This is a genomic window from Pseudidiomarina piscicola, from assembly GCF_902806985.1.
In the GTDB taxonomy this organism is placed as follows: Bacteria; Pseudomonadota; Gammaproteobacteria; order Enterobacterales; family Alteromonadaceae; genus Pseudidiomarina; species Pseudidiomarina piscicola.
This window is the reverse complement of sequence record NZ_CADCXY010000003.1, coordinates 99615-121613: the sequence shown is the minus strand read 5'-3', so window position 1 is coordinate 121613 and position 21999 is coordinate 99615. Positions and strand designations below refer to the sequence as shown.

The window sequence follows — 21999 nt, the reverse complement described above, 5'->3', positions numbered from 1 at the left end:
AGTGCATGAACCACGGAGTTCTTTTATGTCAGACTACAAAGTTGCGGATATCAGCTTGGCCGATTGGGGCCGCAAAGAAATTTCCATTGCCGAATCTGAAATGCCGGCATTAATGACCATTCGCCGCAAATACGCCGCACAAAAGCCACTCAAAGGCGCGCGTATTATTGGTTGTATCCATATGACCATTCAAACCGCCGTATTAATTGAGACCCTCATCGAGCTAGGTGCTGAAGTACGTTGGTCCTCGTGTAATATCTTCTCAACACAAGACCATGCGGCAGCCGCGATGGCCGCTGCCGGCGTTCCGATTTTTGCCTGGAAAGGTGAAACCGAGGAAGAATATGAGTGGTGCTTAGAGCAAACCTGTCACCAAGATGGCGAGCTTTGGGATGCCAACATGATCCTTGATGACGGTGGCGACTTAACCCTGCTTATTCATGAGAAGTATCCACAGATGCTTGATAAGGTTCACGGGATCACTGAAGAAACTACAACCGGTGTTCATCGTCTGCTTGAAATGTTGAAGCATGGAACTCTGAAAGTGCCTGCCATTAATGTCAACGACTCGGTCACCAAGTCGAAGAACGATAACAAATATGGCTGTCGCCACTCGCTCAATGATGCCATTAAGCGTGCAACGGATCATCTACTGTCCGGTAAGAAAGCTCTCGTCATCGGCTATGGTGATGTCGGTAAAGGCTCTGCTGCGAGTCTACGCCAAGAAGGCATGATTGTACGTATCGCAGAAATTGACCCTATTTGCGCCATGCAAGCATGCATGGACGGCTACGAAGTGGTTTCTCCTTACCTCAACGGCGTTAACACTGGCACTGCCGAAGGCGTCAATCGCGAGTTATTGCAAACCACCGACCTGATTGTTACCACCACTGGTAACGTGAATGTCTGTGATCGGCATATGCTTGCCGCGTTGAAATCAACTGCGGTGGTGTGCAACATCGGTCACTTCGATAACGAAATCGATACCGCCTTTATGCGTGAAAACTGGCGCTGGGACGAAATTAAACCTCAGGTACATCAAATTTTCCGTAGTGATGACGACAACGACTACCTGCTGTTACTATCTGAGGGGCGCTTAGTGAACCTTGGCAATGCCACGGGTCACCCAAGCCGTATCATGGATGGCTCGTTCGCCAACCAAGTACTCGCTCAGTTACACTTATTTGACGCCAAGTTTGGTGACTTGCCAGCGGCTGAAAAAGCCTCTAACCTGCGCGTTGAAGTGCTACCTAAGCAACTCGATGAAGAAGTCGCTCGTTACATGGTGCAAGGTTTTGGTGGCGTCGTGACACAATTAACGGAACAGCAAGCCGATTACATTCACGTTGATGTAAATGGGCCGTTTAAGACCGACGATTACCGTTACTAATTGCTACCAAAAAAAGGTTGTAGCTATGGGCCAAACAACACCGAAAGTAACCTACCGCGAACTAACGGCTGCCGATCATGCAGCCGTTATCGAATTAGGTAACCGCGTTCACGGTGACAATTATTTGACCGAAGCAAGCCTCGCTGACTACGTTCAGCGAGGGAATCAAGACGGCGTTAACCTGAATTGGTTGGCCTTTGTCGATGATGAACTTGCCGGTATTCGATTGACTTTTGCGCCAGGCCAGTGGCCGCTCGACGACTATTGCACTCCCGACCAATGGCCGGTGGACCAGGCACAAATGTGCTATTTTAAGTGTTCTGCGGTTGCAGAAATAAGTCGCGGGCTAGGTATTGGCCGGGGCTTGCTTGAACGCTCATCGGCAGCAGCTCAGCGCCTAGGTTGTAAGGCTGGGTTGGCACACATTTGGATGCAAAGCCCCAATAATAGCGCTTACTCGTATTTTACTCGCTGCGGTGGAGAGATGATTCAAGAACATCCTGGCCGTTGGTACGAACTCTCGATTCATGGTGGCTACCATTGCCCCGTGTGCGACGGTGTGTGTCATTGCACAGCTGGAGAAATGGTATTGCGCTTTGATCGCAAATAGCGACGGGCACATTTATGTACGATCCGCTAGTTGATAGTTATCCTGGCCCTCAGCGGCCCCATGCACGCAGTTACTGGCAAGCCCATACCGACACCGACTTGCCAAGTAGCGCAACGGCTCTGCCTGAGCGTGCCGACTGTATTGTGATCGGGGCCGGCTACACCGGACTTAATGCGGCTTTGGAGCTGGCCGAACGCTATCAGCAGCAGGTGGTCGTGGTGGAGGCCAATAGCATCGGCTGGGGTTGCTCAACCCGCAATGCGGGCTTTGCCATGCCAGGTACGGGTCGTAGAGGCTATGCCGATTGGCAAAAGCGCTTAGGCACTGAAACCGCCTTCGCCATTCGAACCGAATACCAACGTGCCTTTGCACGCCTCGAGCAACACCTGCAACACTGCCCACAGCAGCTTCAAGTACAGCGCGGGGGCTACTTAAAAATCGCCCACCAACCGAATGCAGTAGCGGGCCTGCGGGCAAACTATGAAAACCTTAAGCAATTTGAGCCAGATACCCAGTGGCTCGACGCCGAAGCGATTTCGAAGCGCGTGCATAGCCCCCAAGCACATGCCGCGATTCACTACCCACAAAGCTTTGGTTTAAACCCGCTGCTATTGACTGCGAGCCTGGCACGCCAAGCGACGAACGCTGGTGTCACACTGATTGAAGATGCGCCAGTACAGCATTGGGAAAAGGTCGGCGATCAGCATCGACTGCACACGAGTAAAGGCCAAATCTCAGCTCGAAAAGTAATTATTGCCACCAATGGCTACACACCGAACCATTTACACCCCAGCATTCATGGTCGTTCGTTACCGGTGCTGTCGAGTGTCATTGTAACGCGACCCCTAACAACGGCTGAGCGGCTCGCTATTGGCATCAATAGCACAGAGCTAGTGATGGATACTCGCACCTTAAAATACTACTATCGCTTGCTGCCTGATGGCCGTTTATTATTCGGTGGGCGTGGTGCCATTCGCGGCAAAGACGCTCAGCATCCGCGTTATGCGAAGCATTTACTGGAAGCCGTGCGCAGCAGTTTCCCTGCGCTAGAGCGCTTGACGCATGAACCGGTTGATTATTACTGGAGTGGTTGGGTAAGTGTCGCGTTAGACGACTACCCTCGTATTTATAGCCCCGAGCAAGGGGTCTACACCAGTATGGGGTATTGCGGTGCTGGTGTGACCTTCACTCAAATAGCTGGGCAACGACTGGCGGAATTGGCGATGGGAGAAGAGTTACCACCACTTCCGTTTTATCAATCACCGCTGCCCAAATTTCCTCTGCCCCATTTTCGTCGCTTCGGCCAATGGGCGTTTTATCAATTAGCCCGTTGGCGAAGCATGTAAGACCTTTGTATTACAGCCCGAACACCACTTTTTCACTACTTAACATACGGCTTATTAACCGCAGCAACAGCATTGAAAGTACCACTGTGGCGACTGCACTGACCGCCATAGCTCCCCATTGCAATGACTCACCTTTGATAATATCGAGCAACGCTTGATGCTGGCCGGTTAAAGGCAGGTAATAGAGAATTTGGTTTTTCACTCGTGCGAACTCAACGCCAAACACCACTAACATCGGCGCCATGAGCAGCAATGAAATATAGGTTTGGGCTTCTTTAAAGCTTTTCGCGCGAAACGAAACAAAAAGTTGTAAGGCCGTTGCCAGCAATGCCAAGGGGATCAGTAATGCCATAATTAGCAAGATCATAGGCCAAGCTAACGCAATACTGATACCTATTTCGTGCAGCGGTAACAACTTAAAGATAAACGGAATCAATACCGCACTTAAAACACCACCGAACATGGCAAAAGCCGATGCCGCCAGAGCCTTACCCCAAACCAGTTGGTGAGTGGTTAATGGCTGCGACAATAACAACTCAAGTGAGTTGCGCTCACGTTCGCCCGCACTAATATCAATGGCCACATTCATGCCCGAGAAGAACACCGATAAAAGAATAAATATCAGCACGCTTCCTAACAATATCGCGGCTTTTGAACCTTTAGTGGCGGTATCATGTTTGACCAAATTCACCCCTTGGGTGATCTTAGGATCAATCCCACGCATCTGCAGACGAATATAACTCAGTTGCGCGGTGTAGGTTTCCACAGCACGTTCCACTCGGCGGAGGTCGGTGCGTTGTTTTTGCGACGAAAAGTCTGCGGTCAAAGTGACGCGTGCTGGCTGCGCAGTGGCGACATTTTCCGCCCATTCTGGACTGATGGCTAAGGTGATCGGCTGCTGACCTGCCGGCCAGTCTTCCTCACGTTGAACCACACCTTGGGTGTTAAGGTGCGCAACAAATGCCGGTGCATGTTCCGCGCCTTCAATGTTGATCTTTACATCACTGGTATCGGTCAGTTGGCTGATCAATACGTAAAACGCGACCGCCATCAACAAGGGGCCAAAAAAGGCATAAGACATTGCCGCCATTACCGAGCGTTTATCACGCAAGGCATCTTTTAATTCTTTACCGAAAACAATTTTTATTGGAGACTTCATGCGGCAATTCCCTCATCAGTACCAATGATTTTCACGAAGGCTTCCTCTAATGCTTCTTCACCGGTTTGCTGACAAAGTTCCGTCGGCGTGCCCTGCGCCGCAACTTTCCCGGCAGCCACCACCACGACTTGATCGCATAGTGCGGCCACTTCTTGCATCACATGGCTAGAAAATAAAATACTGGTACCTTGGTCACGCAACTCGCGCAGTAAGTCGCGCAAAATACGCGTACTCATTACATCGAGGCCGCGGCTGGGTTCATCAAGTATCAGGTGTTTCGGCCGGTGCACAATGGCTTGCGCCAATGCAACTTTCATGCGCTGACCCTGCGAGAAGCCAGTGGCACGTCGATCGGCAATCGCACCCATGTCTAAACGCGAAATCACCTGTTGCACCGCCGCGTCGCCTGATTCGCCATCAAGCCCATGTAAGGTCGCAAAGTAAGCAATTTGTTCGCGCGCCGTCAGGCGCTCATAAAGACCAAACTTGTCCGGGAAAATACCTATTTTACGGCGCACTTCAAGTGGGTCGACGTTCGCATCGACGCCATCGATCAGCGCTTCACCGGTGTCGGCTTTCAATAATCCATAGATAGTTCGTAAGCAGGTCGTTTTACCTGCACCGTTCGGACCTAGCAGTCCGGTTATCTGCCCTTCTGGCGCACTAAATGTAAGACCATTTAGAGCCGTCACTTTACCGAAGGATTTTTTTAATGATTTTACTTCGATCATGGGGGCTCTCTTATAATCCTTTGCCGTTACTGTTTAAAATAAAAGGTTGTGGACGTTGTTCAGCCAAACAGCTGGCATCCAATGCTTCAAGGTCCAAATCGTCAATGAACTGCGCCGCCAGCTTATTGGCACAGGTATGGCCGACTATCGTGTGTGCGCCCTGAGGGGCGATCAAGTGGCGGCTTTGGCTGAGGGTTGCTGCCGCCATCTCACCCCAACTTGGCGGTGTAACTGGGTCAAGCTGGCCCGACAACAGCAAGGTTGGAGTTGCGCTTTCAACCGGCTCAAACCACGCTTCTGGTCGCTGTTGTTGCGGCCATACCGAACACATATCCACAAAGGCATCACCGGTACGGCTACCAATAAAGGTATTGTTGCCATCTTCACGAAGCAGCTCTGGGGTAGCTCTTAACAGGTCTTCGCTACACAAAACACTTAAAGTTAAGCCCATATAAAGCTCTGACTGTGCCATGGTACTGCCGAATAGACCGGTTAACGGGGTGTAGTCGCCCTGCGCCGTTTGCTGAATCACATACGGCAACATTTGCCGAGTGGTCGGATGGTACAGCCCGACCCGCATCACTGAGCTAAAGCGCCCAGCAGTTACGAGAATATCAATCGGCTCGTTGGTTAACGGGTCGCGTACCGTTAACGGAACTGGGTCGGTTTCCAGATCGGCCATCAACTGACTGTAAGTGGTATCTAAGTCAGGAAAAGCGTCATTACAAGCCGCAGAATCAGCACAACGCTCTAGCATTAGCGCAAATGATGCAGCGCCGTGACGACCAAAGGGACCGACCACAACTTGCACCGGAGCAACCGCGTCGAGCACCGCGGCGCGGACCGATTCCGGTGCCTCACGTAAATAGACAAGCCCTGCTCTTGAACCATACGAGCCACCATACAAATTGAACTGTTCGTAGCCGAGGGCTTCACGTACCGCTTCGAAGTCACGTATGGCATTCACACTGTGATATTGGGTGAGATCTGTGTCCTCAAATTTGGCCAGACACTGTTTGGCAACTTCAGCTAAATCAATGGCGTCATCGGTTTTCACCAGCTCTTCCACGTGGCTCATAGCACAGCTTAATGGGTTCGACTTACCGGTACCGCGTTGGTCAATCAACACAATATCGCGCTGCTGCCGCACACTTTGGAACATGCGGTCGATCATATTAGCTAGCTCAGTCGCTGCTTGCCCTGGCCCGCCGGCCAAAATCAATAACGGGTCATTCTGTTTGCTCTCGCGTATCGCTGGCAGAACGGCAAAGTGAATACCGATGGTTTTGCCATCGGGCTGCTGATAATTTTCTGGAACATCGAGGGTTCCACAACGAAGCTGTTCGGAAATCCCCTTCAAATAGCAAGATTCAAGCTCAAGCTCTGATCCGCTTGACGATGGCTCTTGTCCGTAAGCGAAACCGCTCACCAAACTAAGAGCCAGAACCAGAGGCGCAATGACGATTTTCATGCATTGTTATCCAATTGTAACGAATGCTAACAGTCTACCCCTTCAGATTCGCTTCTGAAAGAGGGAAAACTGTAAAGAAATGTGGCAAACGCAAAGGTGGAACTAATTAAGGATTAAAGCGCGCGCTGATGGTTTCGCCAATGGGGGAATCGAGTAGGTTTTGTTCATGCATCCATTGATAATCGCCAACCTCTTTAAGGTCGTTCAGATTAACACTGCGCGCAATGAATCGACCGATATCATTAGCTCGGTTTTTCACGGCAAATTGAATTAACGTGGCGTTGTTACAACGAATATGACTATAGATATCGCGAAGGCGAATGCGTAGATCGCGGAGCTTTCGTTGAAGACGTTGGGTTTGATTGTCGCGCACATAGGCACAGAACACCAAAGCAACCTCGTCAGACTCAAAAATCGACTGCGCTTTGGCAGGCTGCAAAAGCGGCAGGAAGACAGTGGCAGTTGCTATAATAGCAAGCCATGTGGTCACCGTTTTCAACATTACGTAAGTCCCAAATGCTTCAACTGAAACTTATCCTACCTTGCTCCAATAGGGCTTACAACGGATTAAAATGTTAACAGGGCAAGCGCCTTTACAAATTATTTACCCGTTCAAAAACCTGTGTTTTGAAGTTGTGTGGATTTTTTTCGTCCGCCGTGTGCTCCACCTGCTCTCGTAACTGCCAGTCAGCGACAGCTTGAAAATCAGGGAACCACGTATCTCCGGCAACGACAACATCGATTTGGGTTAAGTACAAACGTACAGCATGAGGTAAAAACTCTCGATACAACTGCCCGCCACCAATCACCATTAGTTCTTCGCACTCACCGGCGGCTGCGACCGCTTGCTCGGTATCGCTGACCCAGATCACGCCCTGCTCGTCGGTGTACGGCTGTTGATACTTGCGGCTCATGACAATGTTGGTACGCCCCGGCAAAGGGCGACCAATGGTTTCGTAGGTGGTTCGCCCCATCACTATGGGTTTGCCTAGGGTAATGCGTTTGAAATGTTGTAGCTCAGCGGGCAGGTGCCACGGCATGTCGCCGTCTTTCCCAATTACGCGGTCATGGGCCATCGCCGCAATCAAAGCAATTCGCATAAAAACCACCTCGTTGTTCGTAACCAAAAGTGCGATGTTTGATGTTCGATGTTCGATGTTTGAACAAACATCAAACAGCTAATAGCGAACATCGCCTTTTATTTTTGGTAAACCACTTCTACGTCGTAGTCATCGTCGTCGAAATCATCATCATCGTCGTCATCATCATGGGCATCTAACTGCTCTTGATGATAACTGTCCCACTTAAATTCCGTGGTGGCTTGAGCATCTTCCTCCTCAACCTCTGACGGTTTCGGTAACTGCTCAAGATAAGTCATGATTTCTTTGCAAAGCTGTTCCGTGCCTTTTTTGCTAAGCGCTGAAATTTGGTATATCGGGCCTTCCCACTCAAGCGCTTCGGTCACTTCAGCTAAACGTTCTTCTACTTCTTCGTCGGTCAATAAGTCAACCTTGTTGACCACTAACCAGCGAGGCTTGTCGGCCAGTTTAGGGCTGTACTGTTGCAGTTCATTGACAATAGTGACCGCTTGTACCGCAGGGTCAGTGCCATCATAAGGCGCTAAATCAACCAAGTGCAATAGTAACCCGCAGCGTTCAAGGTGTTTAAGGAATTGTATGCCTAAGCCTGCGCCATCCGCCGCGCCCTCAATAAGACCCGGAATATCAGCTATCACGAAGCTCGCGTGATGGACCGGACGAACCACACCAAGGTTTGGTACCAAGGTGGTAAACGGATAGTCGGCAACTTTTGGTTTTGCCGCGGATACCGAACGAATAAAGGTCGACTTACCGGCATTTGGCATGCCCAATAGGCCAACGTCTGCCAACAGCATCAATTCAAGCTTGAGGCTGCGAATTTCGCCTGGGGTACCCATGGTTTTCTGCCGCGGCGCTCGGTTGGTGCTACTCTTAAAACGAGCGTTACCAAGGCCATGAAAGCCACCTTTGGCGACCATACGACGCAGACCGTGACGCGTTAAGTCACCCAGCACTTCGCCGGTTTCTTGGTCGGTCGCGCGAGTGCCTACCGGCACCTTCAAAACAATATCTTCGCCGCGTTTACCGGTACAGTTTTTACCCATACCGTTTTGGCCGCGTTGCGCACGGTGGATACGCTCGAATTGATAATCAATTAAGGTGTTCAGGTTTTCATCGGCTTCCAGATATACGTCACCGCCATCGCCACCGTCACCACCGTCGGGGCCGCCTTTGGGGATATATTTTTCACGTCGAAAGCTTACGACACCATTACCGCCGTCACCTGCTTCAACGCGAATTTCGACTTCATCTACAAACTTCATATTTTTTACCTGCCACTATAAAAAAACCCCGCCACACAGGACGGGGTTTCTATGTCTTCCGTTAACTCGCCTGAAATTAGTCAGTTACGATGCTAACGTATTTGCGGTTCTTTGGACCTTTCTCCGCAAAAGAAACTTTACCGTCGCTCAGGGCGAACAAAGTGTGGTCACGACCGATACCGACGTTATCACCAGCGTGGAAACGAGTACCACGTTGACGAACGATGATGCTGCCAGCCAATACTGACTCACCACCGAAGCGCTTTACACCCAGACGTTTACTTTCTGAGTCACGACCGTTTTTGGTTGAACCACCAGCTTTTTTGTGTGCCATGTGTCGTTACTCCTTAATTAACCGTTAATACCAGTGATCTTCACTTCAGTGAACCACTGACGATGACCTTGACGTTTCATGTGGTGCTTACGACGGCGGAACTTAATAATGTTCACTTTGTCAGCACGACCATGGTTGACGACTTCCGCTTTAACGGATCCACCAGAAACAAAAGGCGCGCCGATTTTCACGTCATCGCCGTTCGACATCATTAATACTTCGTCGAACTCAACCACTTCACCGGTGGCTGCTTCCAGCTTTTCCAGGCGGACGATTTGGCCTTCAGTCACACGGTGCTGCTTACCGCCACTTTGGAATACTGCGTACATAGTTTTCTCCGATTCGCCCTTATGGGCACGTTAGATTTAAATCAGGGCGCGAATTATATACAAACCACCCTAGGGAGTAAAGATCAAATTCGATGTTAGATGTTCGCTGTTTGATGTTAGATGTTTAAACCAACAGCAAAGATCAAATTCGTTGTTAGATGTTCGCTGTTTGATGTTAGATGTTTAAACCAACAGCGAACAGCAAACATCGCTTTTGTTATTAATCATTTAAACCAACAGCAAACAGCGAACATCAAACATCGCTTTTGTTGTTGGGTTTAGGCTATCCGGTCTACGGCTATGTCCGCTAGCGCATCCAGCGCCTCACGATGCTGTGACTGCGGCAATACCGCCAACTGTTGCTTCGCCAGCTCCGCTTCAGCCAGTGCCCGATCACGGGTGTAATCCAGTGCGCCGGTGCGCTTCATCGCTTGCAGTATGGTTTGTAAATGATCACGGCCATCACCTTGCTCAATCGCACGGCGAATCAAGCTCGATTCGATATCATTGCCGTGCCACATAGCATACAGCAACGGTAGCGTCGGTTTGCCCTCAGCAAGGTCGTCGCCGGCTTGTTTGCCCATCACTTCACTATCGGCGGTGTAATCAAGTAAGTCATCGACTAACTGAAACGCGGTGCCAAGATGTCGGCCATAGGCGGCTAAAGCATCTGCCACGGCTGCAGGTTGATCGGCTAACACTGCGCCAAGTTGGGTGGCAGCTTCGAACAGCTTACCGGTTTTGCCGTAAATCACTTCAAAATAGCTGGCTTCGGTGGTGTCTGGGTCGTTGCAGTTCATCAACTGCAAGACTTCACCTTCAGAAATAATGTTGGTTGCGTCGGCCAATATTTTCATCACCGGCATCGACTCTAGCGTCACCATCAATTGGAAGGCCCGAGTGTAAAGAAAGTCACCAACCAAGACACTTGCTTCATTGCCGAATACGGCATTGGCGGTTTCTTTACCGCGGCGCAGTTCAGAGGCGTCAACCACATCGTCATGCAACAGGGTCGCTGTATGAATAAATTCGATGATCGTCGCCAACGTCAAGTGGCCCTGGCCTTGATAGCCCGCAGCACGCGCCGCAGTAACAGCCAACAACGGACGTAACCGCTTGCCACCGCTATTGACGATATACAGACCAAGCTGATTAATCAGGGCGACATCTGATTGTAGTTCGGCGCCAATAAGTTGATTGACACCCTGCATATCTGCAGCCATTAACGTATTTATTTCAGATAACTTCATTCTGCAACGCTAGCTATGATTTAAGGTTAAGATTTTACAAAGAAATGCTAGCACAAGTCCAGCAACAACTCCGCCCGTGTGAGCGGCAAATGCGAGGCCGCTTAATTCCGGCAAGTAAAGTAAGTCGTAGCCGACCTTGCCTAGTAAACCAATGAGTATCAGGCCCCCTAGCCAACGCCTGTTGAGCACGTCGCTGAGGGCGCAGTAGGCAAAAATGCCGTACAAAGTACCCGAAAAACCGGCGTAAAAGCGTACCTCAGGATCAAAGTAGATCTGCGCCAAACTGCTCGTCAGCATGATAACCGGTAGCCAAGCCCAACGCCGCCAGCCTTGCTGATGATCAATAAATAACATCCAACAGACCACGATGCCCAATACGTTCATCGTCAAGTGCAACCAATTGTGGTGAATCAGCTGAGCACTGAACAACTGCCAGATGTGTTGCCCTTCACGTACGGCATGACTATTGAGCTTGAGTGCATCTTGCCAGCTGTGCGGTAAGCACATGAATGCGACCAATACACCGATAAGGCTCAGCGTGGGTAGCAATGCATCACCCGACGTCGGAATTTTCAGGCCAAGCTTTTCCATAGTGGTTCTCAACTAAAAAACGCCGGGTGCTGCACGTAGCATACCCGGCGTTTGCTGGTTCAATGCGCCATTAAAAGGCTTACTTAACGAAGTCTAACCCTGACTGGATATCGCCTTTAAGGCCGTCAAGCATGGACGCTTTTGCTTTTTCTTCAAACGCGCTTAGCTCGCCGTACGACAAGATTTCTTCAACACCTTTTGGCCCCAGGCGAACCGGGTGAGCAAAGAACAATGCGTCTTGGCCATCAGTTTCAACGTAAGTGCATTCAACCACACTGTCGTCGCCCTGTAAGGCTTTCACTAGCGACAAGCAGAAGCGTGCTGCCGCTTGGCCCATCGAAAGTGTTGCTGAGCCACCGCCGGCTTTCGCTTCAACAACTTCAGTACCGGCATTTTGAATGCGGTGGGTTAGTTGTTCAATTTGCTCATCGCTAAAGGTAAGACCGGTTTGCGACAACAGTGGTAAAATAGTTGTGCCGCTGTGGCCACCAATCACTGGTACTTGAACTTCTGATGGGTTCATACCGTGAATTTCAGCGACGAAGGTTTCAGCACGGATCACGTCAAGCGTGGTCACACCGAACAATTTGTTTTTGTTGTAAACGCCTTTTTTCTCAAGTACGCGCTTAGCAATCGCAACGGTGGTGTTCACTGGGTTGGTGATCACGCCCACACATGCATCAGGACAGTTGTCCGCAACCGCTTCAATCAAGTTGGCGACGATACCTGCATTAATATTGAATAGATCTGAACGGTCCATGCCCGGCTTACGTGGCACGCCCGCTGGAATCAATACGATATCAGCACCGACCAGCGCTGAGGCTAAGTCTTCTTTACCGTAGCCTTTTACCTCGACCGCAGTTGGGATGTGGCTGAGATCAACAGCAACGCCTGGAACAACTGGCGCAACATCATACAATGCTAGTTTAGAACCAGCAGGTAATTGGGTTTTCAAAAGTAATGATAGTGCTTGGCCGATACCGCCAGCTGCACCTAAAACTGCAACTTTCATCTCAGACTCCATCCATTTGTTGGGGAAATTTTCGTGCCGAAAGACTACTCCAAAAGCGTCCAAATTACAACCGAAAGGCGGCTGGCTAGGCGTTTTACAGCTTTTACGATAGACTGACCGCTCAGTGGGTTGACTGTCATCTACCAGCCCCCTAGACACCTATTGAAGAGGCGACTTTGCACTATGACGCAAGCGAAACCGGAAGTAATGATCGACACTTTTAAAGGGCTCCTTAAAGAAGAGCGTTACGGCTCGCAGAGTGAGATTGTTGATGCCATGAAAGCACTTGGCTTTGACAATATTAGCCAGTCGAAAGTATCGCGTTTGCTGAGCAAATATGGCGCGGTACGTACCCGCAATGCCCGTCAAGAGATGGTGTATTGTTTGCCGGCGGAACTTGGTATCCCCTCTACCCGAGCTCCTTTGTCGCAGTTAGTTTTGGATATTCAACATAACGATGTGATGGTGATTATTAACACCTCTCCGGGCGCGGCACAGTTGATTGCACGGCTACTCGACTCGGTTGGTAAAAAGGAAGGTGTACTCGGCACCATTGCCGGCGATGACACTATTTTTATTGCGCCAGTGAAAGTCGCTGATATCGATTTCACGCTACAGAAAGTCACAGAATTATTTGAAAACGCCAGCTAACGTGGTGGCGTTTCGCTGGTTTAGCGGTTCATAAAGTCGACGGAAGGTACAAAAAACGCCGCGTTGTGGACTGCTTCGGTGTAGTCCAGTAGAGGGTCATAGTCGTCGTTCTCATCTGCGATATAACGCTGTTTTAGCCAGGTGAGTACATCGCGCGATTGACCGCTGAAATACATGGCGAGCAACCCTTGCTCGCGCATATCGCCCCACGGCATATTCTGCCGCAACATATTAATGGGCTGTTCGTTGTCGTCTTGCAGCTTGGCTTTTTGGGTGTGCGATACCATTTGCAGTATTGCTTCGCTGATGCGCTCGCCGGTGAGTTTTTTGCGACCCACCACAAACTCTTGCAGCTCTTGGCTTAACTGCTCCCAGCGCCGTAAATCATGGCGGAATTTTTGCACGAACAAATAGCTTCCGCCGGCAAATACCGGGTCGTCATCAGCGTGAATGAGTGCCAACTGACGGCGGCGCAAACCGCGCGGGTTTTCCGGGGCGTCGATAAAACCGGTCAAATCTCGACCATCCATAAACCGAAAAGTGGGCACTTGTTCAATCATTTCCACGTCATGCCCTAACCATTCAAGTAAGGCCCGAGCACAGTGATAGTTCACGTCGAAGCGATCGGAGCGCACCGTTAATAACAGATCAACCGGTTCGCGCGGCGCTTGCCTGTCGCCGTCACGTAGATCGGGGAAGTTGCCAAGCTGCGAGGGCCGCTGTTGCGGGTAAAGAATGTCCCAGTAATCGCTGCCGACGGCGATGTAACCGCTGAGCAAGGCTTCCGAGAAGCGTTCGTCGAGTTCGTCCAGCATCGCCGGAACGCGTGCCAATTTACGGCGTACACTTTCCACATCGTCGGTCATAACATTCAACGATAATGTTAAGCCATGCAAATTAGGCTCGGCATAAATACCTTTTTGAGCTTTGGCCATGCGTTCCTCACTGGTGCTTTTACTTGGGTTGCGTTACTTGCTCGAAAATCTGTGCAACTTGGTCGCATCAAACTTGCGCTAACGCCCCACTCACATACAATGCTTGTCAGTTTAGCAAAACTATTCAAAAAAATGAGACTTTAAGCGGAGTTATTATGGGACTTTCACAGCGTTTTACCACAACTTTAGTGGCAGCATCACTTGCCATGGTGTTAGGCGGTTGCAGTACGACTACGAGCTCTCCGGCGGCCGACTCGACAGCGGTAACCAAGGTAGCGGCAACCGAAGACCAACGTTTCACTGACTTAGCCGAGCAGGTTTGGCAAGGAATGCAAAATCCCGTCGGCAGTGAAAATTCTGACTCCGCCTTGCCAAGCATGACGCCCGAAGCGGTCGCGGCACGCGCTGAGCAGCAACGCAACTGGCTCAATCAATTGATGGCCATCAATACCGACGCTTTGTCGCGCCAAGAATACATTAACTGGCGTATGCTGACCTACCGCTTGCAAAATAACGTTGATGCATTTGATTTCAAAGAACACTATATGCCGCTTAATGCCGAAGGCGGTTTCCACAGTTCACTGTCGTTTATGGTGCGTAACACGTCGTTGCGTAGCTATGAAGACTACCAAAACTACGTTGCGAAATTGGCCACCGTTCCACGTTACATGAAAGAACAAACGCAATGGTTGCAGCGTGGCATGGCTGAAGGCTACACCCAACCCCAAGCCTCGATGGTCGGTTTTGAAGACAGCATTGCTGCTTTTATTGTGCAATCGCCACAAAACAGCGTGTTCTATGCACCGCTGCAACAACAGCCTAACTTCGTGACCGACTCACAGTGGGCCGAGCTACAAGCAGAAGCGGCACGCATCATCGACGCGCAGGTGATCCCTGCCTATCAAGCCTATTTTGATTTCATGGTGATGGAATATTTACCAAACAGCCGCAAGAGCATCGGCGCTTCGAACCTACCCAACGGCGACGCTTATTATCAAAATCGCATCGAGCACTTCACTACGTTGGCCTTAAGCCCGGAAGAAATTCATCAGCGCGGCTTGGCCGAAGTGGCCCGCATTCGCAATGAAATGGATCGTGTTATCGCGCAGACAGGTTTTACCGGAAGCTTCGACGAGTTCGTTGAATTCTTGCGCTCAGACCCACAGTTTTACCCGACCTCTGCCGAAGAACTACTGAAAGAAGCTGCCTACATTGCGAAACGTATGGACGGCGAGCTACCCAAGTTCTTTAAGCACTTACCGCGCCAGCCCTACGGTGTTGCCCCAGTGCCGGCGGAAATCGCACCAAAGTACACCACCGGACGCTATGCCGGCACCTCTCGTGACGACCGCGCCAGTTTCTATTGGGTCAATACCTACGCGCTAGATCGCCGACCGCTGTATCAGTTGGAAGCCTTAACCTTACATGAAGCCGTACCCGGTCACCATTTACAGGGCGCCTTAGCCCGCGAAATGGAAGGCGTGCCCTCCTATCGTCAGCACACTTATATTTCAGCCTTTGGTGAAGGCTGGGGCTTGTATTCAGAGTGGCTTGGTTTGGAAGCAGGTTTTTATCAAGACCCTTACAGTAACTTCGGCCGCTTGAGCTATGAAATGTGGCGCGCAGCACGCTTGGTGGTTGATACAGGAATGCACTCCATGGGTTGGAGCCGCGAAAAAGCCATGGACTTTATGGCCTCGAACACCGCGCTTAGCTTGCATAACGTGCGCACCGAAATTGACCGCTACATCACGTGGCCAGGCCAAGCCTTGTCGTACAAACTTGGCGAAATGTTGATTCGCTCGCTACGCATCGAAGCAGAAGAAACCCTAGGCGCCGAGTTCGACCTACGCGAATTCCACCACCAAGTACTCAAGAACGGCAGCATCCCCCTTGACGTACTGGAAACCGAAATCCGCAACTGGATCGACTCGCAAGTATAAGAGGGGGCAGCCCTTACATTGTAAAGACGTTTTTTTAAGGGGGGGCTGCCCCCCCTTAACATTTGTATTAGACTTTGAAGAATTTGATGGTGAGCGGGTAGTCTTGGATGACGCCGTCGTTGGCGCGTATCGCACCGATAATAGCAAACACCACATGACAGATGCCGAGCGCGATCAGCAGGAAGATACCAATCACAATAAAGCTGAGGATGACGCAGATCACGCCCCAAATGAACGCTGAGATGATCCAGTTGAATACGACTTTACCTTGGGCGTCGATGTATGGGTTTTCATCTTTTTTCAGCAACCACATCACCAACGGCACAATAAGGCCGGCAAAGGGGATAAGGTAACCCGCAAATTGTGACAAGTGGAGCAGCATCGCGTAGGTACGATCTTCTTTACTTGGACCGCTAATAACTGTGGTTTCCTGAACAGGTTCCATTCTTTTATTCCTTTTTTGTTTGAGTTATCCGCCCATTAGAATTACGGCATTGTCACAAGTTGTCAACATCAAACAGCTAAAAGCCTCGTTGCCGTTATCGTACTTTACTTTGAATACGCTTAATTGCCTGGCTATGAAGTTGCGAAACGCGCGACTCGGAAACCTCAAGCACTTTGGCGATTTCCTTAAGGTTCAGGCCCTCTTGGTAATACAGCGTAAGTGCCAGCATCTCGCGTTCAGGCAGGCTTTGAATGGCCGCGACTAAGTTCTCACGTAGCTGGGTTTGATCAAAGGCTTCGGCGGGGGTCTCAAAAGCTCCTTGTAGGGTTTCCGAAATACTATCGATATCGCTGGCGACCTCATCCAGCGACAGCACTAAACCGGCATTGGTATCACCCAGTAATTTTCGATAGGTTTCTAGATCAAGGTCCATCGCCGTGGCTATTTCTTGATCCTCGGGCGCGCGCCCAAGCTTTTGTTCTAAGTCTCTAATGCACGCCTCAAGTTCACGACTGGAGCGACGCACACGTCGTGGCAACCAATCGCGCGTGCGCAGCTCATCGATCATCGCACCTTGAATCCGCGCGTGGGCAAAACTCGAAAATGCGACGCCGGCTGAGGCATCATAGCGCTCAAAACTGCTCAACAGGCCAATCATTCCAGACTGTATCAAGTCGTCTAGCTCTATGCTTTCAGGAACACGAACCTTTAACTTAAGCGCGGTCTTTCGCACCAACGGATAATACTGCTCAACCAGTTGTTGTTTAGAAATTCTTCCATCTGCAGTGTACATAGCAGTTACTCCGCAAAGACCAACAATTGAATACCCAAAAACTGTTTCGCTGCACTTTGCAAATTACTCAACAGCCCACGGCGCGACTGCATCGGTGGGTGCAGCGCAATGATCTGCTGAACTTTCTGAGTTTTAGCCAGATGCTTAAGATGGCTATAGGCACGACGAAAACTTTGCATATCGTTGTCTATCCACAGCGCCCATCGCGCATGCTCACTGGCGAGTTCAGACCAATCATGGCCTTCTAGGCTCGCCGCAATGAAGCCCCATTCCGCAGCATCACCAACCCAACGCCGGCCATTGGCTTGCCAGCGTTGCAACACCGGTGCACATAACCGTTGGCACTCGTCATAGGTGGGTGACGGCAAGCCGATCACCACCAGTTGCTGCTTGCACGAGGGCGCTGTCGGCGCTGCTTCGGGTGCCTTATCGCGCTCTTGCGATGCCGCCCAAGCGCGTAAGCTTGCCGCTTGATCGCTCATGCCGGCGCCTCATGTGCTCGTGCCCCCAAATGAAAGGCATCATAAGCCAACACACACTGCCACACCGCCGGCAAAAGTTTATGCGCATCGGCTTTACCCGTACGCTGAGTTAGCGCCATCAGTTGCGCCCTAAGGGTAGCCGCCGTTGGCGCTGCTGAGTGCGCCAAACTTGCGGCACTACTGGCAAGTAAAGCACTTAAGTACAACAAGCTGCTGGCATCGGCATTATCGACGTGTTGTTCGACCAACGGCCATGCGCTGCGCGTTAAACGATCAAGCTCATCGGTGCTTAGCATCATGCCAATAAAGTCATAGAGCTGCTCAGCAGTACAGCCCGGATAAACCAGAAAATAGCGCTCTACAGCACGTTTTTTTGAGCTGCTCGGCTGTAGCTTCACGCAGGCCAATTGCAGGTACTCTTCGCTACCTTCAGCGCGGGCAACTGCGGCAAGGCTTATGCTCAGACGGTGCACTTCGGCGCGATAGGTCCGACTATAGGAATCTAGTTTAATGCCATGACGGCGCAGGATATCTGCCGCTGACGCTTTTTTCCCTTGGTGGTAAAAGCGATGCTGACGATTCACCCGCGCCAGCCAGGCCAACGACTGTTCGTTCAGTGCATCCAGCTCTTCGCCCGTAGGTAAAAAGTCAAACAAATGGCCACGCAAGTGCGTCTGCTCATACCAAGGGGCTGCGTGCTGTTGTAGCAGCGGTTGCAATTCAAGCTGACCGGCTTGGGAAAAACCAAAATGCGGCGTTGAATGATGAAAATTAGCGGCCGGCTTAGCCGTTGCCCAACGCGCAAAGGCGGTCGTCGCAGGCAAGGTTGCAACGGCCGTGTCGACTCGGCTGACGTTGAGCAGTTGCTGTTGTACCGCCGCGAAATCTGGTAAGGCTGCGGCTAAACCTTCAACGCAATCGCGTAGCATATGAGCATGCTGAATCGCCGTTTGTGAGCGCGCTGAAAGGCTTTCCGGCAGGTCGATATCGGTGTCTTCATAGGCATCTTTCGCGGCGTCACTCACTGCCATTGAGCTACTGACCAAGGCTTGAAAGTCGGGAGCTAAAATATCTTCTGGTACTTGCTGACCACTTGAGACCGCCTGCACACTCAGGTGATGGCGAATGGCAGTATCCAGTGCGCCTCCCACACAAGACGCTTCGTCGACTTTCGTGAGAATACAATCGTTAAGTGGCATGTTAAGTTGCTTGGCGATGCCATGATAAATGCTCGCCACTTCGTTTAATGTCGCTTGCTGCGCCGCGGTATTGAGTAACAACGCTAAGCGCGGCTGTGCGCCTAGCTCTGGTGTGGCCAGTGCGGCCACACGTTGGGTCAGCCGATGATCTCGTTGACTCATACCCACGGTATCGACCAACACTAACCGCTTGTTCTGCATTTTCCCTTGTAGTTCAGCTAAATCGGCGTCATCGTGCAGCGCAAAGATATCGACATTAAGCAGCTCGGCATAGGTCGCCAGTTGCTGTTGCGCACCAATCCGGAAACTATCGGTGGTCACTAGCAATAGGCTCTCAGCGCCCATTTGCATCACGTAGTGCGCGGCAAGTTTCGCCGTTGTGGTGGTTTTGCCAACGCCCGTTGGCCCTACCAGCGCCACCACCCCTTCATGATGCAACAACTCCCAGTCTCGCTGGGCCCCCTTTAAGCGCATTTGTAGCTGCTCGGTTAACCACGCTTGAAGTTCTTCTTGGGTTGCTTTTGCCGCATTTAAATGGGCCGGTAGTAGTGCTACCAACTCGCGCGCTAAGGTATCTGAATAGCCCGCTGAACGCAGTTTAAGATAGCACCACTTGCGCTGATCAAGAGGCTCGCTGGTCGCCACCTGCTGCTGTAACAACAGGCGCATTTCTTGCACGTCATGCAATAATTGCCGGGTAAGATCGTCCGGCTGCGAGGTGACCGTTGACGGTGCGGCCAGGCTATCCAGTTCTTCTTCGCGTACCGCAAAAATTTCGTTGCCTGCATCATTATTGCGCGACATCACAATGATCGCGTCAGCACCTAGTGCTTCGCGAACTTGCCGCATCGCATCTTTGTGGCTACGAGCTTGAAACCGCTTTAAGCTCATGAACGTTCTCCAATAATTTGTACGACTTTAATTGTTCGATCATGGGGAATTTCCGCTTGCGACATCACCACTAGGTCATTAATTTGTCGACGCAAGAAATGCGTCATTAAGTCACGTAGTGCATGGGGAACAACCAATACCGGTGGCTGCCCCATGGTCATCGCATTTTGTACCGCAGTTTGCGCTTGCTGCTGCATGGTTGCTGCCATACCAGGTTCGATCGCGCTATTTTGTTGCAGTGCTTGCATCAGCATTTGCTCTAAGCTGGCATCGAGCCCTATCACTTCGAGTTCAGTGGCACTGCCAAACCATTTTTGGGTAATCATTCGGCCCAGCGCCACGCGCACATCGGCTAGCATTTGCTGCACATCGGCCTGCTGCCCTTCAAACTCGGCAAGTTTATCGAAAATGGTGCGTAAATCGCGAATCGAAACGTCTTCTTCGAGGAGCTTTTGCAAAATACGCTGCAGGTTGGTCAAGCTAATACATTTCGGTACCACATCGTCGACCAGTAGTTTATTTTCTTCTGCCAGTTTGTCGACCAGTTTTTGCACTTCTTCACGGCCTAACAGCTCAGACGAATGTTGTTGCAATAAGTGATTTAGGTGGGTGGCGACCACAGTGCTTGCGTCAACCACGGTATAGCCATAAATTTGCGCATGTTCGCGTTGGTCCGCAGCGATCCAAATCGCCGGTAAGCCAAAGGCTGGGTCCGACGTTGCCACCCCTTCTACTTCGTTAGTAACTTCGCCTGGGTTAATCGCTAGCCATTGCTCGGGGTAAATTTCCGAGCGCCCTATTTCACTGCCTTTGAGCGTAAAAATATAGGTCTGTGGGGTCAACTCCAAGTTGTCGCGTATATGTACCACCGGCGGCAAGAAACCGACTTCTTGGGCAAACTTCTTGCGCACACTTTTGATACGGGTTAGAAGCTCGCCTTGTTGATTATTATCCACCAACGGAATCAGCCGATGGCCGACTTCCATACCTAAGGTGTCGACTAGGTTGACGTCTTGCCAACTGGCTTCCGGGGCACTGTAAGCTTCAATAGGTTCACTGGTTGCGGCCGCCTGGGCTGCGCTTGCGGCTTGCTCTTTTTGACGCTTTTGCAGGAACCAAGCTAAACCACCAAGAATGGCTGTAAAAAGTAAAAAGATGAAATTAGGCATGCCCGGCACTAAGCCCAGAAGACCAATCACACCACCGGCCAGCATTAACACTTTCGGATTCACAAACAGTTGCTTGATTAACTGCTGCCCAACGTCCTGCTCGGTATTCACCCGAGACACCGTAACACCTGCCGCTGTGGAGATTATTAGTGCCGGAATTTGTGCAACCAAGCCATCGCCGATGGTTAACAACACATAGGTATGGGCCGCATTACTCATACTCATATCGTGTTGCATAACGCCAATCATTAAGCCGCCAATAATATTGACCACCATGATCACCATGCCCGCGACTGCATCGCCACGTACAAACTTACTGGCGCCGTCCATCGAGCCATAAAACTCGGCCTCTTGAGCTACTTCCTGGCGCCGCAGGCGAGCTTCTTCCTCGCCAATCAAGCCGGCATTCAAGTCGGCATCGATGGCCATCTGTTTACCTGGCATGGCATCAAGGGTAAAGCGCGCACCAACTTCTGCGATTCGCCCAGCGCCCTTGGTGATCACCATGAAATTGATAATAACGAGAATGGCAAACACCACTAAGCCAACCGCAAAGTTACCACCAACGAGAAACTGACCAAAAGCCTCGATGACTTTCCCCGCCGCATCGCCCCCTTGGTGGCCTTCCATCAGCACCACGCGGGTGCTCGCCACGTTGAGTGACAAGCGCAATAAGGTTGAGAACAGCAATACCGCTGGAAAGGCTGCGAACTCTAACGGCTTTTGAGAAAACATGCTGACCAATAACACCATTAACGACAGCGCGATATTAAAGGTAAATAAGAAGTCGAGAATAAACGGCGGTAACGGCAATACCATCATCGCCAAAATCATTAAGATCAAGACTGGCCCGACAAATACCTGCATGCGGTCAAGTTTGATGCCATTCATTACGTCTTTCATTGC

At 50.8% G+C, this 21999-nt stretch carries 22 protein-coding genes; 5 read left to right on the top strand and 17 right to left on the bottom strand.

Annotation, left to right across the window (positions count from 1 at the left end; genetic code table 11):
- Positions 1–25 precede the first annotated feature (25 nt).
- Genes ahcY through PSI9734_RS07465 form a run of 3 tightly spaced genes read left to right on the top strand, consistent with a single transcriptional unit; the run spans position 26 to position 3346 of the window.
- Positions 26–1390 carry an adenosylhomocysteinase gene (gene ahcY, locus PSI9734_RS07475; RefSeq protein WP_173920489.1) on the top strand — a complete coding sequence of 455 codons (1365 nt, stop codon included), beginning with the start codon at positions 26–28 and terminating at the stop codon, positions 1388–1390.
- A 25-nt stretch (positions 1391–1415) separates the two neighbouring features.
- On the top strand, positions 1416–2000 hold the full coding sequence (locus PSI9734_RS07470) for a GNAT family N-acetyltransferase (RefSeq protein ID WP_173920488.1): 585 nt from the start codon (positions 1416–1418) through the stop codon (positions 1998–2000).
- A gap of 14 nt (positions 2001–2014) precedes the next feature.
- Positions 2015–3346 (top strand): NAD(P)/FAD-dependent oxidoreductase, encoded by a 1332-nt coding sequence (locus PSI9734_RS07465; RefSeq protein ID WP_173920487.1) that lies wholly within the window; start codon positions 2015–2017, stop codon positions 3344–3346.
- 10 nt (positions 3347–3356) lie between these two features.
- Here PSI9734_RS07465 and PSI9734_RS07460 read toward each other — a convergent pair whose 3' ends face one another.
- From PSI9734_RS07460 to mdh, 11 genes are all read right to left on the bottom strand, one after another.
- Positions 3357–4505, bottom strand: coding sequence for an ABC transporter permease (locus tag PSI9734_RS07460; RefSeq protein WP_173920486.1), 1149 nt, complete (start codon positions 4503–4505; stop codon positions 3357–3359).
- Positions 4502–5236, bottom strand: coding sequence for an ABC transporter ATP-binding protein (locus PSI9734_RS07455; RefSeq protein ID WP_173920485.1), 735 nt, complete (start codon positions 5234–5236; stop codon positions 4502–4504). Before PSI9734_RS07455 ends, PSI9734_RS07460 begins: the two co-directional genes overlap by 4 nt.
- Before the next feature lie 10 nt (positions 5237–5246).
- Positions 5247–6707: an alpha/beta hydrolase gene (locus PSI9734_RS07450; RefSeq protein WP_173920484.1), complete on the bottom strand. Its 1461-nt coding sequence runs from the start codon at positions 6705–6707 to the stop codon at positions 5247–5249.
- 106 nt (positions 6708–6813) lie between these two features.
- Positions 6814–7209 carry a DUF3718 domain-containing protein gene (locus PSI9734_RS07445; RefSeq protein ID WP_173920483.1) on the bottom strand — a complete coding sequence of 132 codons (396 nt, stop codon included), beginning with the start codon at positions 7207–7209 and terminating at the stop codon, positions 6814–6816.
- Positions 7210–7300: 91 nt separating this feature from the next.
- Positions 7301–7807 (bottom strand): type 3 dihydrofolate reductase, encoded by a 507-nt coding sequence (folA, locus tag PSI9734_RS07440; protein WP_173920482.1) that lies wholly within the window; start codon positions 7805–7807, stop codon positions 7301–7303.
- A 98-nt stretch (positions 7808–7905) separates the two neighbouring features.
- Positions 7906–9069 carry an Obg family GTPase CgtA gene (cgtA, locus tag PSI9734_RS07435; RefSeq protein ID WP_173920481.1) on the bottom strand — a complete coding sequence of 388 codons (1164 nt, stop codon included), beginning with the start codon at positions 9067–9069 and terminating at the stop codon, positions 7906–7908.
- 76 nt (positions 9070–9145) lie between these two features.
- Positions 9146–9403 carry a 50S ribosomal protein L27 gene (gene rpmA, locus PSI9734_RS07430; RefSeq protein WP_126763782.1) on the bottom strand — a complete coding sequence of 86 codons (258 nt, stop codon included), beginning with the start codon at positions 9401–9403 and terminating at the stop codon, positions 9146–9148.
- Between the two features lie 17 nt (positions 9404–9420).
- The gene (gene rplU, locus PSI9734_RS07425) at positions 9421–9732 is read right to left on the bottom strand and encodes a 50S ribosomal protein L21 (protein WP_173920480.1); all 312 of its coding nucleotides are present in this window, start codon (positions 9730–9732) and stop codon (positions 9421–9423) included.
- A gap of 278 nt (positions 9733–10010) precedes the next feature.
- Entirely contained in the window at positions 10011–10982 is a 972-nt protein-coding gene (gene ispB, locus PSI9734_RS07420) for an octaprenyl diphosphate synthase (protein WP_173920479.1), read from the bottom strand.
- A 9-nt stretch (positions 10983–10991) separates the two neighbouring features.
- Complete coding sequence (gene rrtA, locus PSI9734_RS07415) at positions 10992–11573, bottom strand: rhombosortase (protein WP_173920478.1); 582 nt, start codon at positions 11571–11573, stop codon at positions 10992–10994.
- 79 nt (positions 11574–11652) lie between these two features.
- Positions 11653–12585, bottom strand: coding sequence for a malate dehydrogenase (gene mdh / locus PSI9734_RS07410; RefSeq protein WP_173920477.1), 933 nt, complete (start codon positions 12583–12585; stop codon positions 11653–11655).
- 183 nt (positions 12586–12768) lie between these two features.
- Between mdh and argR the strand changes: the two genes are divergently transcribed.
- Positions 12769–13236 (top strand): transcriptional regulator ArgR, encoded by a 468-nt coding sequence (argR, locus tag PSI9734_RS07405; protein WP_173920476.1) that lies wholly within the window; start codon positions 12769–12771, stop codon positions 13234–13236.
- Positions 13237–13256: 20 nt separating this feature from the next.
- On the opposite strand, the gene PSI9734_RS07400 is transcribed toward argR, so the two are convergent.
- A complete protein-coding gene (locus tag PSI9734_RS07400) occupies positions 13257–14171 on the bottom strand; it encodes a Dyp-type peroxidase (RefSeq protein ID WP_173920475.1) in 915 nt (304 codons plus the stop codon).
- A gap of 155 nt (positions 14172–14326) precedes the next feature.
- Between PSI9734_RS07400 and PSI9734_RS07395 the strand changes: the two genes are divergently transcribed.
- Positions 14327–16114: a DUF885 domain-containing protein gene (locus tag PSI9734_RS07395; protein ID WP_246194817.1), complete on the top strand. Its 1788-nt coding sequence runs from the start codon at positions 14327–14329 to the stop codon at positions 16112–16114.
- A 67-nt stretch (positions 16115–16181) separates the two neighbouring features.
- Here PSI9734_RS07395 and PSI9734_RS07390 read toward each other — a convergent pair whose 3' ends face one another.
- The 5 genes from PSI9734_RS07390 to flhA all read right to left on the bottom strand — a co-directional run bounded on the left by PSI9734_RS07390 (position 16182) and on the right by flhA (position 21996).
- A complete protein-coding gene (locus tag PSI9734_RS07390) occupies positions 16182–16559 on the bottom strand; it encodes a DUF4870 domain-containing protein (protein ID WP_173920474.1) in 378 nt (125 codons plus the stop codon).
- Positions 16560–16653: 94 nt separating this feature from the next.
- A complete protein-coding gene (locus tag PSI9734_RS07385) occupies positions 16654–17352 on the bottom strand; it encodes an RNA polymerase sigma factor FliA (RefSeq protein WP_173920473.1) in 699 nt (232 codons plus the stop codon).
- A gap of 5 nt (positions 17353–17357) precedes the next feature.
- Positions 17358–17834, bottom strand: coding sequence for a hypothetical protein (locus tag PSI9734_RS07380; RefSeq protein WP_173920472.1), 477 nt, complete (start codon positions 17832–17834; stop codon positions 17358–17360).
- Complete coding sequence (gene flhF, locus PSI9734_RS07375) at positions 17831–19924, bottom strand: flagellar biosynthesis GTPase FlhF (protein ID WP_173920471.1); 2094 nt, start codon at positions 19922–19924, stop codon at positions 17831–17833. Before flhF ends, PSI9734_RS07380 begins: the two co-directional genes overlap by 4 nt.
- A complete protein-coding gene (flhA, locus tag PSI9734_RS07370; RefSeq protein ID WP_173920661.1) occupies positions 19921–21996 on the bottom strand; it encodes a flagellar biosynthesis protein FlhA in 2076 nt (691 codons plus the stop codon). The genes flhF and flhA overlap by 4 nt, the downstream gene beginning before the upstream one ends.
- Between the last annotated feature and the right edge of the window lie 3 nt (positions 21997–21999).

Excerpts from the sequence above, each read along its gene's own strand:
- ispB (WP_173920479.1), bottom strand. The coding sequence starts at position 10,982 with ATGAAGTTATCTGAAATAAATACGTTAATGGCTGCAGATATGCAGGGT.
- PSI9734_RS07380 (WP_173920472.1), bottom strand. The coding sequence starts at position 17,834 with ATGAGCGATCAAGCGGCAAGCTTACGCGCTTGGGCGGCATCGCAAGAG.
- folA (WP_173920482.1), bottom strand. The coding sequence starts at position 7,807 with ATGCGAATTGCTTTGATTGCGGCGATGGCCCATGACCGCGTAATTGGG.
- rplU (WP_173920480.1), bottom strand. The coding sequence starts at position 9,732 with ATGTACGCAGTATTCCAAAGTGGCGGTAAGCAGCACCGTGTGACTGAA.
- PSI9734_RS07470 (WP_173920488.1), top strand. The coding sequence starts at position 1,416 with ATGGGCCAAACAACACCGAAAGTAACCTACCGCGAACTAACGGCTGCC.
- rrtA (WP_173920478.1), bottom strand. The coding sequence starts at position 11,573 with ATGGAAAAGCTTGGCCTGAAAATTCCGACGTCGGGTGATGCATTGCTA.
- PSI9734_RS07395 (WP_246194817.1), top strand. The coding sequence starts at position 14,327 with ATGGGACTTTCACAGCGTTTTACCACAACTTTAGTGGCAGCATCACTT.
- PSI9734_RS07465 (WP_173920487.1), top strand. The coding sequence starts at position 2,015 with ATGTACGATCCGCTAGTTGATAGTTATCCTGGCCCTCAGCGGCCCCAT.
- argR (WP_173920476.1), top strand. The coding sequence starts at position 12,769 with ATGACGCAAGCGAAACCGGAAGTAATGATCGACACTTTTAAAGGGCTC.
- PSI9734_RS07400 (WP_173920475.1), bottom strand. The coding sequence starts at position 14,171 with ATGGCCAAAGCTCAAAAAGGTATTTATGCCGAGCCTAATTTGCATGGC.
- rpmA (WP_126763782.1), bottom strand. The coding sequence starts at position 9,403 with ATGGCACACAAAAAAGCTGGTGGTTCAACCAAAAACGGTCGTGACTCA.
- ahcY (WP_173920489.1), top strand. The coding sequence starts at position 26 with ATGTCAGACTACAAAGTTGCGGATATCAGCTTGGCCGATTGGGGCCGC.
- flhF (WP_173920471.1), bottom strand. The coding sequence starts at position 19,924 with ATGAGCTTAAAGCGGTTTCAAGCTCGTAGCCACAAAGATGCGATGCGG.
- mdh (WP_173920477.1), bottom strand. The coding sequence starts at position 12,585 with ATGAAAGTTGCAGTTTTAGGTGCAGCTGGCGGTATCGGCCAAGCACTA.
- flhA (WP_173920661.1), bottom strand. The coding sequence starts at position 21,996 with ATGAAAGACGTAATGAATGGCATCAAACTTGACCGCATGCAGGTATTT.
- PSI9734_RS07455 (WP_173920485.1), bottom strand. The coding sequence starts at position 5,236 with ATGATCGAAGTAAAATCATTAAAAAAATCCTTCGGTAAAGTGACGGCT.
- PSI9734_RS07445 (WP_173920483.1), bottom strand. The coding sequence starts at position 7,209 with ATGTTGAAAACGGTGACCACATGGCTTGCTATTATAGCAACTGCCACT.
- cgtA (WP_173920481.1), bottom strand. The coding sequence starts at position 9,069 with ATGAAGTTTGTAGATGAAGTCGAAATTCGCGTTGAAGCAGGTGACGGC.
- PSI9734_RS07385 (WP_173920473.1), bottom strand. The coding sequence starts at position 17,352 with ATGTACACTGCAGATGGAAGAATTTCTAAACAACAACTGGTTGAGCAG.
- PSI9734_RS07460 (WP_173920486.1), bottom strand. The coding sequence starts at position 4,505 with ATGAAGTCTCCAATAAAAATTGTTTTCGGTAAAGAATTAAAAGATGCC.
- PSI9734_RS07390 (WP_173920474.1), bottom strand. The coding sequence starts at position 16,559 with ATGGAACCTGTTCAGGAAACCACAGTTATTAGCGGTCCAAGTAAAGAA.
- PSI9734_RS07450 (WP_173920484.1), bottom strand. The coding sequence starts at position 6,707 with ATGAAAATCGTCATTGCGCCTCTGGTTCTGGCTCTTAGTTTGGTGAGC.